Here is a 17,291-nt window from a genome sequence, read left to right as displayed (position 1 = left end):
GCCACGACGGACGTCAGCGTCCGGTCATCCGCCGTCCCAGCGGTACGGGTGGCCGGGGGCGGGTTCCTCGATCGGCAGCACCTTGACCCGGTGCCGGCCCGCGCGCACCGCACCGACTGCTGACAGTGCGCGGGCGAGCAGGAGTGCGGCGTCCCGGTCCTCGGCGTGGACGACCTGGCGGCGGGGTTCCGGCGTGCACGTCTCGTCCCGCAGGCGGCCCCCGCCGGCCCAGGCGGCGGCGATGTCGGCGTCGGCGACGGTGCGGATCTCGGTGCGGACGATCAGGAACCGCATGGTGTCCCCCGGACAATCGGCGGTTACACGCTGGAACTTCCACGTCACTCCCGCGTCATGTTACGCCGATGTGTCCGCCCGGCAAGGGGAACGCGCCAGCTCGACCGAACGGGGGATCCCAGGTCAGCGCCGTTGTCGGGGCTGGACGCGCGGAGGGCCGCCGGCTCGCGCCGACGGCCCTCCCGTGGTTCGCCGGATCAGTCCAGATCGAACTGACCGCTCTTCGTGCCGGCGAGGAAGCCGAGCCACCCGGCCCGGTCGAACAGCAGGACCGGTCCGCTCGGGTCCTTGCTGTCCCGCAGCGCCACTGTGGCCGGCCCGGAGCCGAGCGGCGCGACCTCCACGCAGTTGGAGGTCTGGCTGCGGGTGCTCTTGCGCCAGGCGGCGCCGGCGAGCCGTCCCGAGCGGGCGGTCGTGCTGGTGTGGATCTCGTTCATGGTGCTTGCTCCTGGTGAGGTGCTCCGATGGGACCGAGCGACGCCGGAGCGCGGGCGGTGTCCGTGCCGGTTCACCGTTCCGTGGTGAGGCGTCCCGAGTCCCGGCGACGTTGGGTCGGCGCCGTTGCCGGCCCGTACGCCACCGTGGACTCGACTGCCGTGCCGGTCGGCCGTCCCGTCGCCTCGATCAACCAGGAGAGGGTGTCCGATGCGGAGAGCGCCGACGAGCATAGCCACTCGAACACCACTTTATAGCGATTTAGGGTGTTTGCCTCGGTCGACATGACGTCGGTGAACCCACAGTCGATGGCGAGTGTCTCCGGATCGAGGGGATCGGCGAACCGGTAGACCGAGAACGCGGTCGGCGGCAGGTACCAGTCACCGACCCGGGTGTCCCGCAGCAGCAGACGCAGCGTCACGTTCGGCAGCAGCGCCATCTCGCACAGGTGGACGAGCTGCTCGTGCAGGACCTCCGGCGGGCCGGCACGGCGGCCGAGCGCCGCCTCCTCCAGCACCGCCGTGTAGCGGGGCACCTCGGGGGAGCGGGTCAGCAGCGACTGGCGGGCCTGCCGCGCGCGTACCTCGGTCTCGGGATCCTCGGTCTCCGGGTCGCCGGCCTCGGCGGCGACCTGCGCGGCGGACATGATCCGGTGCCGGGCGTACCCGGGCGTCTGCAACAGCCCCGGCACCAGCACCGGGTTGTACTCGGAGATCTCCGCGCAACCGGCCTCAAGCTCGGCGAAGGCGCGCTGCTGCTGGGTCATCACCGGGAAGTTGCGCAGCCAGCCGCGCATGTCGCCGGCCTCGTGGGTGATCCCGGTCAGCTCCGCGCGCTGCTCCTCGTCGGCGCCGTAGAGCGTCAGCAACACGTCCACGTCGTCCGGGTCGGGACGGCTGCGGCCGTTCTCCAGACGGGACAACTTGGATGCGGAGGCCCAGCCGATCCGCTCGATGACCTGGTCACCGGTCAGACCGGCCTGTTCGCGGAGCCGACGCAGCTCGGTGCCGAGTCGGCGGCGGCGCAGAATCGGGCCTGGTACGGCAGGAGGCACGGCGTCCTCTTTCCCGTCGACCGCCGCTTGACGCGACGGTAACTGTATGAAATTCGCCCCCCACGGTCAGTATGGACGGCGCGACCGGCGCCGGAGGTTCCGGCACGGGCGTGTCACGAGACAAAAAGAGGACCGTGGAGGGTGTCTTCACCAGCGCCCGCCCCCGACGCGCCCTGGTGGCGCACCCCGCCGGAGGGAACCCGATGCGCACCGTCCTGCGCCGCCCCGACTTCCGTCTCCTGTTCGCCGCGCTCGTCGCGAGCATGGCGGCGGAGTCGGTCCTGTTGCTCGCCCTGGCTGTCTGGGTCAAGGATCTGACCGGTTCGGACAGCATGGCCGGGGCGACCATCTTCGCGGTCATCGCGCCGATGGCCCTCGCCCCGCTGGTCGGCTGGGTGGTCGACCGCTACCGCAGGCGGCCGTTCTTCATCGCCGCCAACCTGGTCGCGGCCGTCCTGCTCGGCCCACTGCTCACGGTCCGGGACCGGTCCGACGTCTGGGTGATCTACGTGGTCGCCGCGCTCTACGGGCTCTCGTACATCACCCTCACCGCGGTGCTCAACGGACTGATCCGGCATCTGGTTCCGCCCGACCTGCTCGCCGACGCGAACGGGGTGCTCCAGACCGTCCGGCAGGGGCTGCGGCTGATCGGGCCGCTGGCCGGAGCCGGTGTCTACGCCGCCGTCGGCGGCTGGCTGCTGGTCCTGCTGGCCATGACCGGCTTCCTCGTCGCGGCGGCGGTGGTCGGGCGGCTGCACGTGCGGGAGGGCACATCGTCCCGGCCGGGTCGTCGCGGGCCGTCCGAACTGGGCGCGGGGCTGCGGCACCTGACCGGCGAGCCGGCGCTGCGCCGGGCGCTGCTCGGATACGGGCTCGGCTCGCTGGTGATGGGCTTCACCGAGTCGCTGATCTTCGCGTACGTCGATCTCGGCCTGCACCGCGACGCCGCGTTCGTCGGCGTGCTGGTCATGGTGCAGGGCATCGGCGGGCTGGTCGGCGGCCTGTTCTCGGCCGCCGTGGTCCGCCGGTTCGGCGAGGTCGGCGCGCTCGCCGCGGGCGTGACGTTCTTCGGGCCCGCCGCGCTGGCGCTGGCGTACCCCCGGTTGTGGCTCGGGGTGGTGGCGCTGCTGCTGGCCGGCCTCTCGCTGCCGCTGACCATGGTGGGGTTGAACACGCTGATCCAGCGGCGGACGCCGCCGCGGCTGCTGGGCCGGGTGACCGCCGCGTCGGAGGCGCTGGTCAGCGGGCCACAGGCGCTCTCCATCGGCACCGGCGCGCTGCTCGTCGGCGTGTTCGACTACCGGCTGCTGTTCGCCCTGGTGGGGGCCGTCACCACGGCGGCGGGCCTCTACCTGTGGCGGGGCCGCGGGCTGAGCGCACCGGTCGCCGGGCCGGTCCGGATCCCGTCACCCCGCCAGCCCGCCGACGACGGGGTGCTCAGCCGCGGAGGTGCCTGAACGACGGCGAGCGGCCGTACCCGGATCGGGTACGGTCGCTCGTGGCGTCGCGGGCGGATCAGCCGGGCAGCGCGGCCAGGTGCTGCTTGACCTGGGTGATCGAAGGGTTGGTCAGGGCGCTGCCGTCGGCGAAGCGCAGTGTCGGGACGGTCTGGTTACCGCCGTTGACGCTCATCACGAAGTCCGCGGCCGTCGGGTCCTGCTCGATGTCGACCACCTCGTACGCGATGCCCTCCCGGTCGAGCTGCGACTTCAGCCGGTGGCAGTAGCCGCACCACGGGGTGGAATACATCGTCAGCATGGTCTGGTCCTCCAAGGGTGGCTCGCGCCCGGTCCGATCAGGCCAGGCTAACCGCTGCAACGTCACCCGATGCTGGGATGATTCCCTGCTGTGGGCGTTCACTCAGCGGCGGAACGGGTGCTGGCCGGGCTGGATCCGGAGCAGCGCGCAGCGGTGACCGCACCGGCCGGCCCGGTCTGCATCCTGGCCGGCGCCGGCACCGGCAAGACCCGGGCGGTGACCTCGCGGATCGCCTACCGGGCGCTGACCGGCGACATCGCCGGCCGGCATGTACTGGCGGTCACGTTCACCGCCCGCGCCGCCGCCGAGATGCGCAGCCGCCTCGGCGTACTCGGGGTGCAGGGGGTGCAGGCGCGCACGTTCCACGCCGCGGCGCTGCGGCAGGTCCGCTACTTCGCGCCCCGGCTGCTGGCCGGGCGGGGCATGCCGGAACTGCTGGACAGCAAGGTGCGGGTGGTCACACTCGCCGCCGCCAAGGTGGGGCTGCGCGCCGACCGGGCCGCCGCGCGGGACCTGTCCGCCGAGATCGAGTGGGCCAAGTCGTCGCTGGTCGAGCCCGGGGAGTACGTGGTGGCCGCGGCCAAGGCGCTGCGCGAGACGCCGTACGAGCCGGCCCGGGTGGCCGACGTGTTCGACGCGTACGAGCGGCTCAAACGCGGTAACGGGGTGATCGACTTCGAGGACATGCTGCGCGCCGCGGTCTGGGGCATCGAGGAGCACCCGGACGTGGCCGAGCAGGTGCGCAACCAGTACCGGCACTTCGTGGTCGACGAGTACCAGGACGTCAACCCGCTCCAGCAGCGGTTGCTGGAGGCGTGGCTGGGCGGCCGGGACGACCTGACGGTGGTCGGCGACGCCAGCCAGACGATCTACTCGTTCACCGGTGCCACCTCGTCGTACCTGGTCGACTTCCCCCGGCTGCACCGGGGCGCGACTGTGGTCCGGCTGGTCCGCGACTACCGCTCCACCCCGCAGGTCGTCGGGCTCGCCAACGCGGTGATCTCGCAGGCCCGGGGCACCGAGGCGCGGCTGCGGCTGGAGCTGCACGGTCAGCGCCGGCCCGGCGCCGAGCCGGAACTGCGGATCTTCACCGACGAGCCGGCCGAGGCGAACGCGGTAGCGGCCCGCTGCCGGGCACTCGTGGCGGGCGGCACCCCGGCGCGGGAGATCGCTGTGCTGTTCCGCACGAACGCGCAGTCCGAGGCGTACGAGAAGGCGCTCTCCGAGGCCGGGGTGCCGTACGTGCTCCAGGGCGCGGAGCGGTTCTTCGAGCGCCCCGAGGTGCGCCAGGCGATGATCGCGTTGCGCGCCGCCACCCGGTCGGCCGACGCGGGGACACCGCTGCCGGCCGCCGTGGTCGAGGCGCTCACCGCTGTCGGCTGGGCCCCCGACGCACCCCCGCCGGGCGGCGCCGCGCGCGAGCGGTGGGGGGCACTCGCCGCGCTGGTCCAGCTCGCCGAGGAGTACGCGGCGGACGCCGAGGCGGAACCCGGCCTGACCGGCTTCTGCGAGGAACTCGCCCGGCGGGCCGCCCAGCAGCACGTGCCCACCGTCGAGGGGGTGACGCTCGCGTCGCTGCACTCGGCGAAGGGGCTGGAATGGGACGCGGTGTTCCTGGTCGGGCTGGCCGAGGGCACGCTGCCCACGACGTACGCGAAGACCATGGAGCAGGTCGAGGAGGAACGCCGGCTGCTCTACGTCGGGATCACCCGGGCCCGGGAGTGGCTCTGGCTGTCGTACGCCACGGCGCGCTCACCCGGTGGCCGGGCCCGGCGGCCCTCCCGGTTCCTGCCCCAGCTCGACCGGTCCGGCGGTGGTGAGCGGGCCGGAGGTGCCGGGCCGGCCCGGCGGGCCGAGCGGCGCCGTCCGCAGGTGGTCTCGTGCCGGATCTGCGGCGCCACGCTGCTCGCCGGCGCGGACCGCAAACTGGGCCGCTGCCCGACCTGCCCGTCGGACATCGACGACGAGCTGTACGAGCGGCTGCGCGAGTGGCGGCAGCGGGTGGCGGGCGCGCAGAAGGTGCCGGCGTACGTGGTCTTCACCGACGCCACGCTCACCGCGCTGGCCGAACGCAAGCCCGGGCGCACCGAGGAACTGGTGGCGATCGCCGGGATCGGGCCCCGAAAAGTCGGGCTATACGGGGATACGGTGCTCGCGCTGGTGGCGGGTGCCACCGTGGACGAGGTCTGCCCACAGAAAACTTCTGAAAAGTAGCCGTAAATCGTTTGCCCTCCCCCGAGGGCGAGGAATAGCCTCATGGCACACCTCGCGAGCGGCGCCGTTCTGGCTGCTCAACGGGGATGAGTCCACGGTCGCACGAGGAGAGTCAGGGAGGTGGCACCAATGGAGATCTTCACCTGTGAGCGTCTTGCGGCGATGCCGTCTGCCGTCGCTCCGCTGTCGTCCGTCCGGGTGGCCCTCGCCGCTCGACCGTCGGCTCCGCAGGTGCACCAGGTCCCGGTTCAGGCCGAGCTGAATCTGACCGTCGCGCCGATCACCGGAGTCGAGGGGACCAGCGGCTTCGCGGGCAAGGGCATCGATGGCGCCAAGAAGCGCACGGATGTCCGCGGCGTTCCACCTCGAGGTAGACCGGTCTGATCCATCAGACCACCGGCTCACCTCGAGGCCGCGGAACCCGCATACCGGGATCCGCGGCCTCAGTTTTTTGCCCCGCCGAAGTACGTCGGAATGCGATCCACGAGATCGAAGTGAGAGAGAGGTGACCGGAGGATGAGTCTGGCGTTGGCCCCACTCGACGTGAGCGTCGAGGTGGAGGCGAACCTGCCCTGCCGGAAGTTCGACCCCGACCTGTGGTTCTCCGACTCGCCCGCCGAGCTCGAGCTGGCCAAGTCGCTCTGCGGGGACTGCCCGCTGCGCGTCGAGTGCCTGGCCGGTGCGGTCGAGCGAGCCGAGCCCTGGGGCGTCTGGGGCGGCGAGATCTTCGAGCGTGGCGCGGTCGTCCCGCGCAAGCGGCCCCGTGGCCGTCCGCGCAAGTCCGACCTCGCCCGTGACGCGCAGCTCCGGGTCGAGGCGGAGGCGCGACTGGCGGCCAGCGGGCTGTCCGAGTCGCGGAACTCCGTCCGGCTGGCAGCCTGACACACCTACGTTCCGAGCCCGAACCGATGCCGGTGTCCCTCCACCGGCCGACCTGAGAGAGAAATTCTGATGCTGAACCTGCCGAACGGATTCGAGATGCAACTACTCCACGAAGCGTTGTCCAGGGCCCGAATGCGCCGGCCTCAGGCCGGTCGCACCACCACGAGCACTGAGGCAACCCGTTCCGCCCGTACCGTCGCCATGCGGGGTCGCAGCCGGTCGGCCCGCGACCTGGGCGTCCTGTAGCACGACCGAGTGAGGAAGGGGCGGTGACCGACAGGTCACCGCCCCTTCGCCGTGCCGCTCGCCGGTCCGCTCCCGCTCAGCCCACCGGCGCGAAGCCTGGTAGCCAGCGTTCCAGGATCGACCGGTAGGACGCCTTCGCCTCCAACTGGCAGAGCACCCCGATCGAACCCAGCGTGACCCGATGGATCATCAGATACGACGGGGGCAGGTTGAGCTGCCGGCTGAGCTGGTAGGCGGGGGAGCGAGGGGTGGCCAGCCGGGTCGCCTCGGCGCGCAGCCAGGCCCGGGTGAAACGGAACTCGTCGGCGGCGATCGGCTCCAGCATCGGACGGAGGAAGTCGAGCACCGCCGGGGCGTCGATCGACTCGGTGCGGCTGACGAAGCCCTCGTCGCGCAGCCCGTCCACCACCGCTTCGGCGTCCCCGCGCAGCGCCAGCGCCGCGATCCGGCCGATCGGCTCAGGCGTGCCCTGCGGCATCCGGGCCACCGCCCCGAAGTCGATCACGCCGAGCCGCCCGTCCGGGAGCAGCCGGAAGTTGCCCGGGTGCGGGTCGGCGTGCAGCAGCCCGGCCCGCTCCGGCGCGGACAGGTGCAGCTCGGCCATCAGCCGGCCGGCCTCGTTGCGCTGCTCCTCGGTGCCCTCCCGGATGATCTGGGACAGCGGGATGCCCTCCACCCACTCGGTGATCAGCACCCGCGGCGCGGCGTCGAGCACCTCCGGGATGAAGATGTCCGGGTCGTCGGCGTACGCCGCGGCGAAGGCCCGCTGCGACTCCGCCTCCAGTTCGTAGTCCAGCTCCTCGGTGATGCGCTCGCGCAGCTCGGCCAGGAGCGGCTTCACGTCCAGCCCCGGCTGGATGGCCCGGAACATGCCGCCGAGCCGGGAGAGCTGCTTGAGATCGGCGAGCAGGGCGTCACCGGCCCCCGGGTACTGGATCTTCACGGCCACGTCCCGGTGCAGCGGGCCGCCGTTCGGGCCGTACCCGGGGTCGCGCCAGACCGCGCGGTGCACCTGGCCGATGCTCGCCGCGGCGGCCGGGGTGTCGTCGAAGGAGACGAACCGGTCGCGCCAGTCCGGGCCGAGTTGCTCGGCGAGCACCTTGTGCACTGTCGCCGCCGGCAGCGGCGGCGCGGCCTCCTGGAGCTTGGTCAGCGCCTGCCGGTAGGGGGCGGCGACCTCCTCGGGCAGCGCCGCCTCGAACACCGACAGGGCCTGGCCGAACTTCATCGCCCCGCCCTTGAGCTGCCCGAGCACGCTGAACAACTGCTCGGCGGTGCGCTGCTGGATCTCGGCGGAGATGACGTCGGACGCGAGGCCGGTCACCCGCTTTCCCATGCCGAGGACGGTTCGACCGGCGAACCCGAGCGGCAGGGCGGCGAGTTTGGCGGTGCGGGACACGGCCCGGCGCGGGATGTCGGTCACCCGGCCATTGTTACCGACTCGGGGCCTCCGCTGCTGCAGTGCGGCGGGTAGCGGCCGGGGCCGACCGGATCGGGCGACGCCGGCAGCAACCGCAGGAGGAGTGTGGCGGCCACCGTCGGTAGCGGACCCGGCCGGGACCGCGGATCTCCACCGCGCCGCCGAGTGTCTCCGGCTGGGCGCCGTCGAGGTGGGCCAGCACCTCGGCCGTGGCGAAGGCCACCGCGGCGAGCCCGGTGGCGGTGGCGCAGGCCCGCTCGCCCCGGTCGGCGGCGAGCTGGGCGGCGAGCGCGGGCCAGTCCGGATCCCGGTCGCCGCGGTGCAGGTCGAGGCAGCGAAGGCAGGGACCGGCGGGCGGGCGGACCAGCGGACCGATCACCGGTACGCCGCCGCGCAGGTCGAGCAGCAGGTGAGGCTGACGGCGGCGGGCGTACCCGGTGGCCAGCAGCTCGGCCGGACGGTCCACGCCGAGCTGGACCACCAGATCCGGTCGGGTCGCGTGCGACGGGCCGGTGACGGTTGCGGGCGCGCACCGCTGAAGCGCCGCGCGTACCGCCGGGGCCAGCGGACGGCCCAACTCCGCGGCGGTCAGGCCGGTCCCGACCAGGTCACCGGCGCCGACCGGCCCGGCCAGATCGGGTACGACGTGCCCGACCCCGGCCTGGGCCAGCGCGACGGCGACCGCCGCGCCGAGGCGTCCCGTGCCGGTGACCAGCACCCGGGCGGCACGGCGGCGGCGCAGCAGCCGGGCCGGTGTGCCCGGCAGGTCGGGTGACGCGAGCGCCAGCGCCGCGGCCTCGGCGGCCAGCCGGGCCCGGGCGGCTCCGGCCAGGTCACGGGGCAGCAGGGCCTGGGCCGGCACCACCAGTCCGGCGTCGCGGAGCGTGTCGAGCAGGGCGCGTGCCTCGTCGGGCGGAACCCGGGCGGCGCCCGCCGCGGCCAGCACCGCGCGTTCGCTGCGGGTGCCGTCGAGCAGGTCGAGCAGGCGGGCCGTCCCCGGCGAGGACATCTCCAGCAGTACCGCGCGGCCGGGCGGCTCGCCGAGCTGGAGCGTGTGCCGGTCGCGCCAGAGCCGGGTCAGGCCGGGCAGCAGGACGGGACGGACGAGCGGAGTCGGATCGGTCACGCCACTGATCGTGACCGTTTCCAAGCGCTCCGTCGCTCGTTATCCACAGGTGTGGCGAGCCGTGGCCAGCGTTGTCCACAGGATCTCGCCGGTTTTCCACAACCAGCCGGTAACCCTGTCGGCTACCCGACGGGGGAGGACGGCCACCGGCCGTCCTCCCCCATGTCCGCCGTACGGGTCAGACCTTGGCCTTGCCCAGGATGCGGTTCACTGTTGTGCCGCACACCGGGCACTTGCCCTTGGCCATGTTCATGCCGGTCTTCGAGACCTCCACGTGCCCCTCGAAGTCCCGCTTCTCCTTGCACTTCACGCAGTAACCGTTGTAGGTCTGGGCCTGGTCGGCCACGGTAGCCTCCTCGTCTCGTCCGCCGGAGGTGTCCCGGCGGGTCTCCCTGCGGCGGCCCACGCGTGGCACCGGCGCCGGGGGGTTCTCCACGGTCAGTCACCTGACCGTGGTTGGCGGACCCTACCCAGGTCTGGGCGGTTCCATGTCAGCTGTACGCCGACTCTGTGAGCAAGTCGACGTCGAGAGTGTGCATGCCGAGTAACGTCGGATAAGTCAGTTTCGCGCGGACACGCCGGATGAATGCACCCAGATCCGCTTCGCGTGGCCCCGCCGGTAGTCACTCGTCGTAGATCACTTAACGTGAACAGGGCCGGTCAGGTGATGGTCAGCTACCGTCGCAAAGAATTTTTTCCGGACTCCTGACAATCAACCGCCATTTTCCGGGCGCGTGTCGTCGTGTTGACTCTTGCGGAGTCCTGGTCAGAACGCATTAGCTTTCCATCGTGACAGTCAACCGAGGCTGCGCGGACCGGTAATGGCCGTGACGCGGAAGCCCGTGGTCGAGGTGCGGCGCAGCCAGCGTCGGCGGCGCACGGTGTCCGCGTACCGGGACGGGGAGCGCGTCGTCGTGCTGATCCCCGACCAGTTCTCCCGGGCCGAGGAGAGCGAGTGGGTCGACCGGATGCTCGCCCGGCTCGCCGCCCGCGAGGGCCGGCTGGCCCGCTCGGACGCCGAGCTGCTCGCCCGCGCCGCCCGCCTGATCGACCTCTACCTGCCCGAACACGGGTCGGCCGCCGCGCCTGCGAGCGTCCGCTGGGTGACCAACCAGAACGGCCGCTGGGGCTCCTGCACGCCCGCCGACCGCACCATCCGGATCTCGCACCGGGTCCAGGACATGCCCGACTGGGTGATCGACTACGTGCTGCTGCACGAGCTGGCCCATCTCATCGTGCCCAGCCACAACGCCGAGTTCTGGGCGCTGGTCGCCCGCTACCCGAGGTCGGAGCGCGCCCGCGGCTACCTGGAGGGCGTGGCAGCCACCGCCGCCATCCCCTGAACCCCCTTCGTGCGTCGATCATGAAGTTGTTCCGGTGTTCCGCCCGTGTGCTGGTGTGGGGTTAAGGTCGGCGGATGTCGCGACGTGTGGTGGTGGCGCTGCTCGGCCCGGTGACCTGGTCGCCGCCCGGAATCGATCCGGCGCGATGGCGTACCGCGCTCGCCGAGGACGTGGTGGACCTGCTCGCCACGCTCAACGAGGTGGAGACCGCCGTCGCGGTCACCGCCCGGGACCGATGGCTGGCCGACGCCGTGGTCTGGCCCGGCACCGGTGTGTACGAGGTGAGCGCGCCGACGCCGAACGCGGTGTTCGCGGCGGTGGCGGCCGGCTACGACCAGGTGGCGGTGGTGGCGGCGGACGCGCCGGACGTGCCGGGACTGACGCTCGGTAAGCTGCTGCGCCCGCTGACCACCCGGCCGGTGGCGGTGGCCCCGGTCGAGGGAGGCGGGGCCGGGCTGCTGGGAGTGGCGGCGCGGCTGCCCGTACCGGCGTGGCTGCCCGAGCTGGATCTGGGCACTGCCGAGCCGGCCGAGGTGCGGCGGTCGGCACCGAGCCCCGGGGACGTGGCGGTCACCGCCGGCTGGCACCGGATGCGCGGCCCCGCCGACCTGGCCGCCCTCGATCCGGCCGTCGAGGGCTGGGAGGCCACCCGCGCCCTGCTGTCCGGCCGCCCCGTCTGACCCGCCGCCGGCCGATCGAGGAACTCCCGCCCGCGCCGCCCGAAACCTCTGCGATCTTGGAGTTGTGGTGCCCGGCAGACGCCACACTCAGGACATGCTGAGCGCCGCAACTCCAAGATCGACGGGCGGGGACGCGGGCGGGGCCCGCACGGTGATCCGTGCGGGCCCCGTGTCGCGTACGTGTCAGCGCTTGTCGTCGTCCTCGCCGGGGGACTTCTCCTCCGGGGCGCCGGGGGCGGAGAAGTCGAAACTCGCCAGCTCGTCGTCGAGATCGGTGCTCGTCCTGGCGAACGCCTCCGGGTCGGCGAAGTCGTCGTCGGAGGGCAGCAGGTCCGGGTGGCCCCAGACCGCGTCCCGGCCCGCGATGCCGCGGTGCTCGGTCAACGCCGCCCACAGCACCGTCGCCTCGCGCAGCCGGCGGGGCCGCAGTTCGAGGCCGACGAGCGCGGCGAAGGTCTGCTCGGCCGGGCCACCCGCGGCGCGGCGACGGCGGAACGCCTCGCCGAGCCGTACGACGTTGGGGAGGCGGTCACCGGCGGCGCTGTCGACGACGTGGCAGACCCAGCCCTCGACCAGGGCGAGTACGGTCTCCAGCCGGGCCAGCGACGCCTTCTGCGCGGGAGTGTCCTCCGGCGTGAAGATGCCCTCCAGCGCGATCGCCTGCATCGACTCCGGGTCGGTCGGGTCGACCCGGCCCATCGCCTCCTCGATCGCCTCCCGGTTGACCCGGATGCCCGCGGCGTAGTTCTCCACCGCCGTCAGGACGTGCCCGCGCAACCACGGCACGTGCTGGAACAGCCGCTGGTGGGCGGCCTCGCGCAGGGCCACGTAGAGGCGTACCTCGTCCTCGGGCAGCTCCAGGCCCTCGCCGTACACCTTGATGTTGGCGGGGACGAGCGCGGCGGTGCCGGCCGGGCCGAGCGGCAGGCCGATGTCACCGGCGGAGAGCACCTCGGCGGCGAGCGAGCCGAGCGCCTGGCCGAGCTGGCCGCCGAAGAGGGCGCCGCCGAGCGTGGCGACCATCGACTGCATCGGACCGAGCTGGGCGCGCGCCTCCGGCGGCACCAGGTCGCCCATCGCGCCGACCATCCGGCTGGCCACCGGGTCGCAGAGCTTGCGCCACACGTCGAGCGTCTTGAAGATCCACTCGTTGCGGTTCCAGGCGACCGAGGTGCGGATGCCGGAGGGCCACGAGGTCGACGGCTCCAGCCAGAGGTCGGCGATGCGCAGCGCCTCCTCGACCGCGTTGCGTTCGAACGGCGACACCGCCGGGTCGCCGGCGGCGGCGAGCTGACTGGCGGCTACCTGCCGGGCGAGGTCCCAGTTGACCGGCCCGCTGCCCGGCGCCGAGAGCAGGTGCTGCAACTGCGACATGAACTGCTGCATCGCCACGGGATCGTTGGGGTCTGGTGGTTGACCACCCGGGAGCGCGAAGCCGAACGGAATATCAGGCACGACCTCTACGGTACGCGGGCCCCGCCGCAGGTCGTGTCACTCGGCGTTGCGCTGAGGGCGAAGTCCTCGGGTCACCGCGCCGGATGGCAGGGCACGGATCGGTACGCTCTGGCGCATGAGACGTCGCGGCGTGACCGTCCTGCTCGGTGCCCTGCTCACCGCACTGCTCAGCGTCGGCGTGCTGAGCGTGCCGCTGCCGTACGTGGTGCTCGGCCCCGGTCCGACGGTGAACACGCTGGGCCGTGAGGACGGCAAGGAGGTCATCCAGGTGACCGGCCGCGCGACGTCCACCTCCGCCGGTCAGCTCCGGCTCACCACCGTCGGTGTGCAGCCGACCGTGCGGCTGCGGTCGGCGCTGGCCGGATGGTTCTCCGCGGACGAGGCGGTGGTGCCGCGGGAACTGGTCTACCCCCCGGGGGAGTCGCAGGAGGAGGTCGAGCAGCGCAACACGGAGGACTTCCAGAACTCGCAGACCAGCGCCGAGACGGCGGCGCTGCGCGAGCTGGGCTATCCGATCAAGGTGCTGGTCAAGGCGGTCACGCCGGGCGGCCCGTCGGTCGGCGTGCTGCGGCCCGACGACGTGGTCACATCGGTCGACGGGGTGCCGGTGACGAGCGCGGCCAAGCTCACCGAGCTGATCCGGTCCAAGCCGGCGGGCACCGCGCTGACGATCGGCTACACCCGTGGCGACACTCCCGGTACGGCCACGGTGACCAGCAGTGAGCAGGACGGCCGGCCGCGCATCGGGGTGGAGATCGACCAGCAGCAGCCGCACCCGTTCACCCTGAAGATCGACCTGGGCGACATCGGCGGGCCGAGCGCCGGGCTGATGTTCTCGCTCGGCATCATCGACAAACTGGAGCCCGCCGATCTCACCGGCGGGAAGATCATCGCCGGTTCCGGCACCATCGACGACGAGGGACGCGTCGGCCCGATCGGCGGTATCGCGCAGAAGCTGGTCGGCGCCAAGGACGCGGGCGCGAAGGCGTTCCTGGTGCCCGCCGACAACTGCGCGGAAGCGGTCCGCAACCCGCAGCCGGACCTGCCGCTGCTGAAGGTCGCCACGCTGGGTGAGGCATTGACGGCACTCGAGACGCTGCGGGCCGGGGGGCAGCCGACGCGCTGCTGAGGCGGGCCGGGGGGCGGTAACCGGGCGGATCGTGACGTGACCTTGACCCGACGTGCTCAGGAACACCCCGTACTCTTGGTGCCTGGTCGGAGCCGATCACATCGAGCGTGCGGAGCCAACAGTGGTCATGCGTAGCAGTCCCTTGCCGAGGATGAGCCGGCGCGGACGCGTCACCATCGGTGTCCTGATCGGGGTGTTCATCTTGTTCACCCTCCTCGGCTGGGGCGTCAACGCCTGGACCGACTGGCTCTGGTTCGACGAGGTCCGCTACACCCAGGTCTTCACCGGCGTGCTCACCACCCGCCTGCTGCTGTTCCTCGTCGTCGGCGTGGGCATGGCGCTGCTCGTCGGCGGCAACCTCTGGCTGGCCCACCGGCTGCGGCCCAGGATGCGTCCGCACTCGGCCGAGCAGGCGACGCTGGAGCGCTACCGGATGCTGCTGAGCCCGCGGCTCGGCATCTGGATCACGCTCGCCGCCGCCGTCGTCGGGCTGTTCGCCGGCCTCTCCGCGCAGAGCCGCTGGGGTCAGTGGCTGCTGTTCCGCAACGGCGGCGACTTCGGCGTGAAGGACCCGGAGTTCGGCGTCGACGTCGGCTTCTACGTCTTCCAACTCCCGTTCTGGCGCTACCTGCTCGGCGTCGGCTTCACCGCCGTGGTGCTGTCGCTGCTCGGCGCGCTCGCCGTGCACTACATCTTCGGCGGCGTGCGCCTGCAGGGCGTCGGCGACCGGATGACGAACGCCGCCCGCGCCCACCTGAGCTCGCTGATCGCCGTGTTCGTGCTGCTCAAGGCCGTCGCCTACGTGCTGGACCGGCGGGCCATGCTGCTGGAGTACAACGAGGGCGCGAAGCTCTACGGCGCCGGCTACGCCGACGTGAACGCGCTGCTCCCGGCGAAGGAGATCCTCGCCTGGATCTCCGTCCTGGTGGCGCTGGCGATCATCGTGTTCTCCAACGCGGTCATGCGGAACCTGGTCTGGCCGGGCATCTCGCTGGCCCTGCTGGGCGTCTCCGCGGTGGCGATCGGCGGCATCTACCCGTGGGCCGTGCAGACCTTCGAGGTGAAGCCGAGCGCCCGGGACAAGGAGGCGCCGTACATCGAACGCAGCATCAAGGCCACCAGGTCCGCGTTCGGCCTGGAGGGTGCGAAGACCACACCGTACGCGGCCAGCAACCTCGTTCCACCCGCCAGCCTCGCCACCGACACCTCGGTGGTGTCGAACATCCGGCTGCTCGACCCGCAGCTCGTCTCCGAGACGTACACGCAGCTTCAGCAGGTCCGCGGCTTCTACGACTTCGGCTCGAAGCTGGACATCGACAGGTACTCGGCCAACGACAAGACCTCCGACTACGTGGTCGGCGTCCGTGAGATCAACTACGGCGAGCTGACCGACCAGCAGAGCAACTGGATCAACCGCCACACCGTCTACACCCACGGGTACGGCCTGGTGGCCGCCCCGGCGAACCAGGTGGTGTGCGGCGGCCAGCCGTACTTCGTCTCCGGCTTCCTCGGCGAGAAGGCGCAGGAGGCGTGCTCCGCGCCGACCGAGGAGATCCCGGCCCAGCAGCCGCGGATCTACTACGGCGAGCGGATGGAGCAGAGCGACTACGCGATCGTCGGGCAGACCGGCGACCGCAACGTCGAGTTCGACCGGCCCACCTCCACCGGTGGCGAGCAGTACTACACCTACACCGGCGAGGGCGGCGTCGAGATCGGCTCGTTCCCGCGCCGGCTGCTCTACGCGATCAAGGAGCAGGAGACGAACTTCCTGCTCTCCGAGGCGGTCAACGAGAACTCGAAGCTGCTGTACGTGCGTAACCCGCGCGACCGGGTGGAGAAGGTCGCACCGTTCCTCACGCTCGACGGCGACCCGTACCCGGCGGTGGTCGACGGGCGCGTCCTGTGGATCATCGACGGCTACACCACCTCGGCGACCTATCCGTACGCCGAGCGGGTCAACCTCCAGGCCGAGACCGCCGACGAGCTGACCGGCCGGGGCACGTTCCAGCTCGCCCGGGAGAACGTCAACTACATTCGCAACTCGGTGAAGGCGACTGTCGACGCGTACGACGGCACGGTCAAGCTCTACTCGTACGACGACACCGACCCGGTGCTCAAGGCGTGGAACAAGGCGTTCGGCGGCGATCTGGTGCTGCCCAAGGGCGACATCCCGGCCGAGCTGGCCGAGCACTTCCGCTACCCGGTCGACCTGTTCAAGGTGCAGCGCAACCTGCTGACCAGGTTCCACGTCACCGACCCCGGCGACTTCTACTCCGGCCAGGACTTCTGGCAGGTGCCGAACGTGCCGGACGCGCCGGACAGCGACCAGAAGCAACCGCCGTACTACCTGTTCACCCAGTTCCCCGGGCAGGACGGGCCACGCTTCCAGCTGACCTCGGCGGTCACCCCGAACGGGCGGCAGAACCTCGCCGCGCTGGTGTCCGGGTCGTACGTCGACGGGCAGCCGAAGCTGGAGGTGCTGGAGCTGCCGGACCAGACCCGGATCTCCGGGCCGACGCAGGTGCACCAGCAGATGACCAACAACGGCGACATCCGGCAGCAGCTCAACCTGCTCTCCTCCAACCAGGCGCAGGTGCAGTACGGCAACCTGCTCTCGCTGCCGTTCGCCGACGGCATGCTCTACGTCGAGCCGGTGTACGTGAAGAGCAGCAGCCAGGACGCGTACCCGCTGTTGCAGAAGGTGCTGCTCTCCTACGGTGACGGCGGCTCGTACGTGGTGCTCGCCAACAACCTCAGCGACGGCATCAAGCAGCTCGTCGACCAGGGCAAGCGGGCGCCGAACAACAACCCGCCGCCCAGCACCGACGACAACCCGCCGCCGCCGACCGGGGGCGACAACAACACGCCGCCGCCGATGAGCGGGGAGCTGGCCCAGGCGGCCGCCCGGGTGCAGACCGCGATCGCCGAGGTCAAGGCCGCGCAGACGTCCGGCGACTTCGAGCGGTACGGGCGTGCGCTGAAGGCGCTGGACGAGGCGATGAGCGCGTTCCAGCAGGCCCAGGCCGCGGCGAACGGCTCGGGCAACCCGGCGCCGTCGGGCAGCGTCTCGCCACCGGCGCCGACGTCGCCCGCGCCGACACCGGGCGGCTGACGCCGAGCTGACGAGCCCGTGGTCCGGGACCGCAACGGTCACCCGGACCACGGGCTCGTGTCGTGAAACCGACCTCCCGGGCCGCAACCCCGCACCCCACCGCGCCGTCAACAGTGCAGGTGAACATGTGGGGGCGGGAGGGC

The 17,291-nt window shown here is 71.9% G+C and carries 16 protein-coding genes; 8 read left to right on the top strand and 8 right to left on the bottom strand.

The window, feature by feature from the left end; translation table 11 throughout:
• Window positions 1–24: 24 nt before the first annotated feature.
• The 3 genes from GA0070215_RS00770 to GA0070215_RS00760 all read right to left on the bottom strand — a co-directional run bounded on the left by GA0070215_RS00770 (window position 25) and on the right by GA0070215_RS00760 (window position 1,783).
• The gene (locus GA0070215_RS00770) at window positions 25–294 is read right to left on the bottom strand and encodes a hypothetical protein (RefSeq protein WP_018784733.1); all 270 of its coding nucleotides are present in this window, start codon (window positions 292–294) and stop codon (window positions 25–27) included.
• Window positions 295–491: 197 nt separating this feature from the next.
• Window positions 492–731: a DUF397 domain-containing protein gene (locus GA0070215_RS00765; RefSeq protein ID WP_013288410.1), complete on the bottom strand. Its 240-nt coding sequence runs from the start codon at window positions 729–731 to the stop codon at window positions 492–494.
• A 71-nt stretch (window positions 732–802) separates the two neighbouring features.
• Entirely contained in the window at window positions 803–1,783 is a 981-nt protein-coding gene (locus tag GA0070215_RS00760; RefSeq protein WP_018784734.1) for a helix-turn-helix domain-containing protein, read from the bottom strand.
• Between the two features lie 203 nt (window positions 1,784–1,986).
• On the opposite strand from GA0070215_RS00760, the gene GA0070215_RS00755 reads away from it, so the two are divergent.
• A complete protein-coding gene (locus GA0070215_RS00755) occupies window positions 1,987–3,240 on the top strand; it encodes an MFS transporter (protein ID WP_091040913.1) in 1,254 nt (417 codons plus the stop codon).
• Window positions 3,241–3,298: 58 nt separating this feature from the next.
• Here the strand turns inward: GA0070215_RS00755 and GA0070215_RS00750 are convergent, their stop codons facing one another.
• Window positions 3,299–3,541, bottom strand: a complete 243-nt coding sequence (locus tag GA0070215_RS00750; protein ID WP_018784736.1) for a mycoredoxin — start codon at window positions 3,539–3,541, stop codon at window positions 3,299–3,301.
• Between the two features lie 90 nt (window positions 3,542–3,631).
• Here GA0070215_RS00750 and GA0070215_RS00745 point away from each other — a divergent pair, with 90 nt between their 5' ends.
• The 3 genes from GA0070215_RS00745 to GA0070215_RS00735 all read left to right on the top strand — a co-directional run bounded on the left by GA0070215_RS00745 (window position 3,632) and on the right by GA0070215_RS00735 (window position 6,637).
• Window positions 3,632–5,755, top strand: coding sequence for an ATP-dependent DNA helicase UvrD2 (locus GA0070215_RS00745; RefSeq protein ID WP_091040911.1), 2,124 nt, complete (start codon window positions 3,632–3,634; stop codon window positions 5,753–5,755).
• Window positions 5,756–5,884: 129 nt separating this feature from the next.
• Window positions 5,885–6,139 (top strand): hypothetical protein, encoded by a 255-nt coding sequence (locus GA0070215_RS00740; protein ID WP_018784738.1) that lies wholly within the window; start codon window positions 5,885–5,887, stop codon window positions 6,137–6,139.
• A 132-nt stretch (window positions 6,140–6,271) separates the two neighbouring features.
• A complete protein-coding gene (locus GA0070215_RS00735; RefSeq protein WP_026267714.1) occupies window positions 6,272–6,637 on the top strand; it encodes a WhiB family transcriptional regulator in 366 nt (121 codons plus the stop codon).
• A 322-nt stretch (window positions 6,638–6,959) separates the two neighbouring features.
• Here GA0070215_RS00735 and GA0070215_RS00730 read toward each other — a convergent pair whose 3' ends face one another.
• From GA0070215_RS00730 to GA0070215_RS00720, 3 genes are all read right to left on the bottom strand, one after another.
• Complete coding sequence (locus GA0070215_RS00730; RefSeq protein ID WP_091040909.1) at window positions 6,960–8,306, bottom strand: ABC1 kinase family protein; 1,347 nt, start codon at window positions 8,304–8,306, stop codon at window positions 6,960–6,962.
• Window positions 8,307–8,316: 10 nt separating this feature from the next.
• Window positions 8,317–9,429: a hypothetical protein gene (locus GA0070215_RS00725; protein ID WP_141708145.1), complete on the bottom strand. Its 1,113-nt coding sequence runs from the start codon at window positions 9,427–9,429 to the stop codon at window positions 8,317–8,319.
• Between the two features lie 178 nt (window positions 9,430–9,607).
• Entirely contained in the window at window positions 9,608–9,775 is a 168-nt protein-coding gene (locus GA0070215_RS00720) for a DUF5679 domain-containing protein (protein ID WP_007464795.1), read from the bottom strand.
• Between the two features lie 475 nt (window positions 9,776–10,250).
• On the opposite strand from GA0070215_RS00720, the gene GA0070215_RS00715 reads away from it, so the two are divergent.
• Both GA0070215_RS00715 and GA0070215_RS00710 read left to right on the top strand, forming a co-directional pair.
• Window positions 10,251–10,772, top strand: coding sequence for a M48 metallopeptidase family protein (locus GA0070215_RS00715; RefSeq protein ID WP_091040904.1), 522 nt, complete (start codon window positions 10,251–10,253; stop codon window positions 10,770–10,772).
• Window positions 10,773–10,846: 74 nt separating this feature from the next.
• Window positions 10,847–11,452 carry a hypothetical protein gene (locus GA0070215_RS00710; RefSeq protein WP_091040903.1) on the top strand — a complete coding sequence of 202 codons (606 nt, stop codon included), beginning with the start codon at window positions 10,847–10,849 and terminating at the stop codon, window positions 11,450–11,452.
• A 183-nt stretch (window positions 11,453–11,635) separates the two neighbouring features.
• Here GA0070215_RS00710 and GA0070215_RS00705 read toward each other — a convergent pair whose 3' ends face one another.
• A complete protein-coding gene (locus GA0070215_RS00705) occupies window positions 11,636–12,907 on the bottom strand; it encodes a zinc-dependent metalloprotease (RefSeq protein WP_081635901.1) in 1,272 nt (423 codons plus the stop codon).
• 115 nt (window positions 12,908–13,022) lie between these two features.
• Here GA0070215_RS00705 and GA0070215_RS00700 point away from each other — a divergent pair, with 115 nt between their 5' ends.
• A complete protein-coding gene (locus tag GA0070215_RS00700; protein WP_208600256.1) occupies window positions 13,023–14,036 on the top strand; it encodes a YlbL family protein in 1,014 nt (337 codons plus the stop codon).
• A gap of 127 nt (window positions 14,037–14,163) precedes the next feature.
• Window positions 14,164–17,148 (top strand): UPF0182 family membrane protein, encoded by a 2,985-nt coding sequence (locus GA0070215_RS00695; protein WP_231394719.1) that lies wholly within the window; start codon window positions 14,164–14,166, stop codon window positions 17,146–17,148.
• The last annotated feature ends 143 nt before the right edge of the window (window positions 17,149–17,291 follow it).

Source organism: Micromonospora marina (genome assembly GCF_900091565.1).
Lineage (GTDB): Bacteria > Actinomycetota > Actinomycetes > Mycobacteriales > Micromonosporaceae > Micromonospora > Micromonospora marina.
Note: the sequence above shows the minus strand (reverse complement) of the source record. Positions and strands in the feature narration are given on the sequence as shown.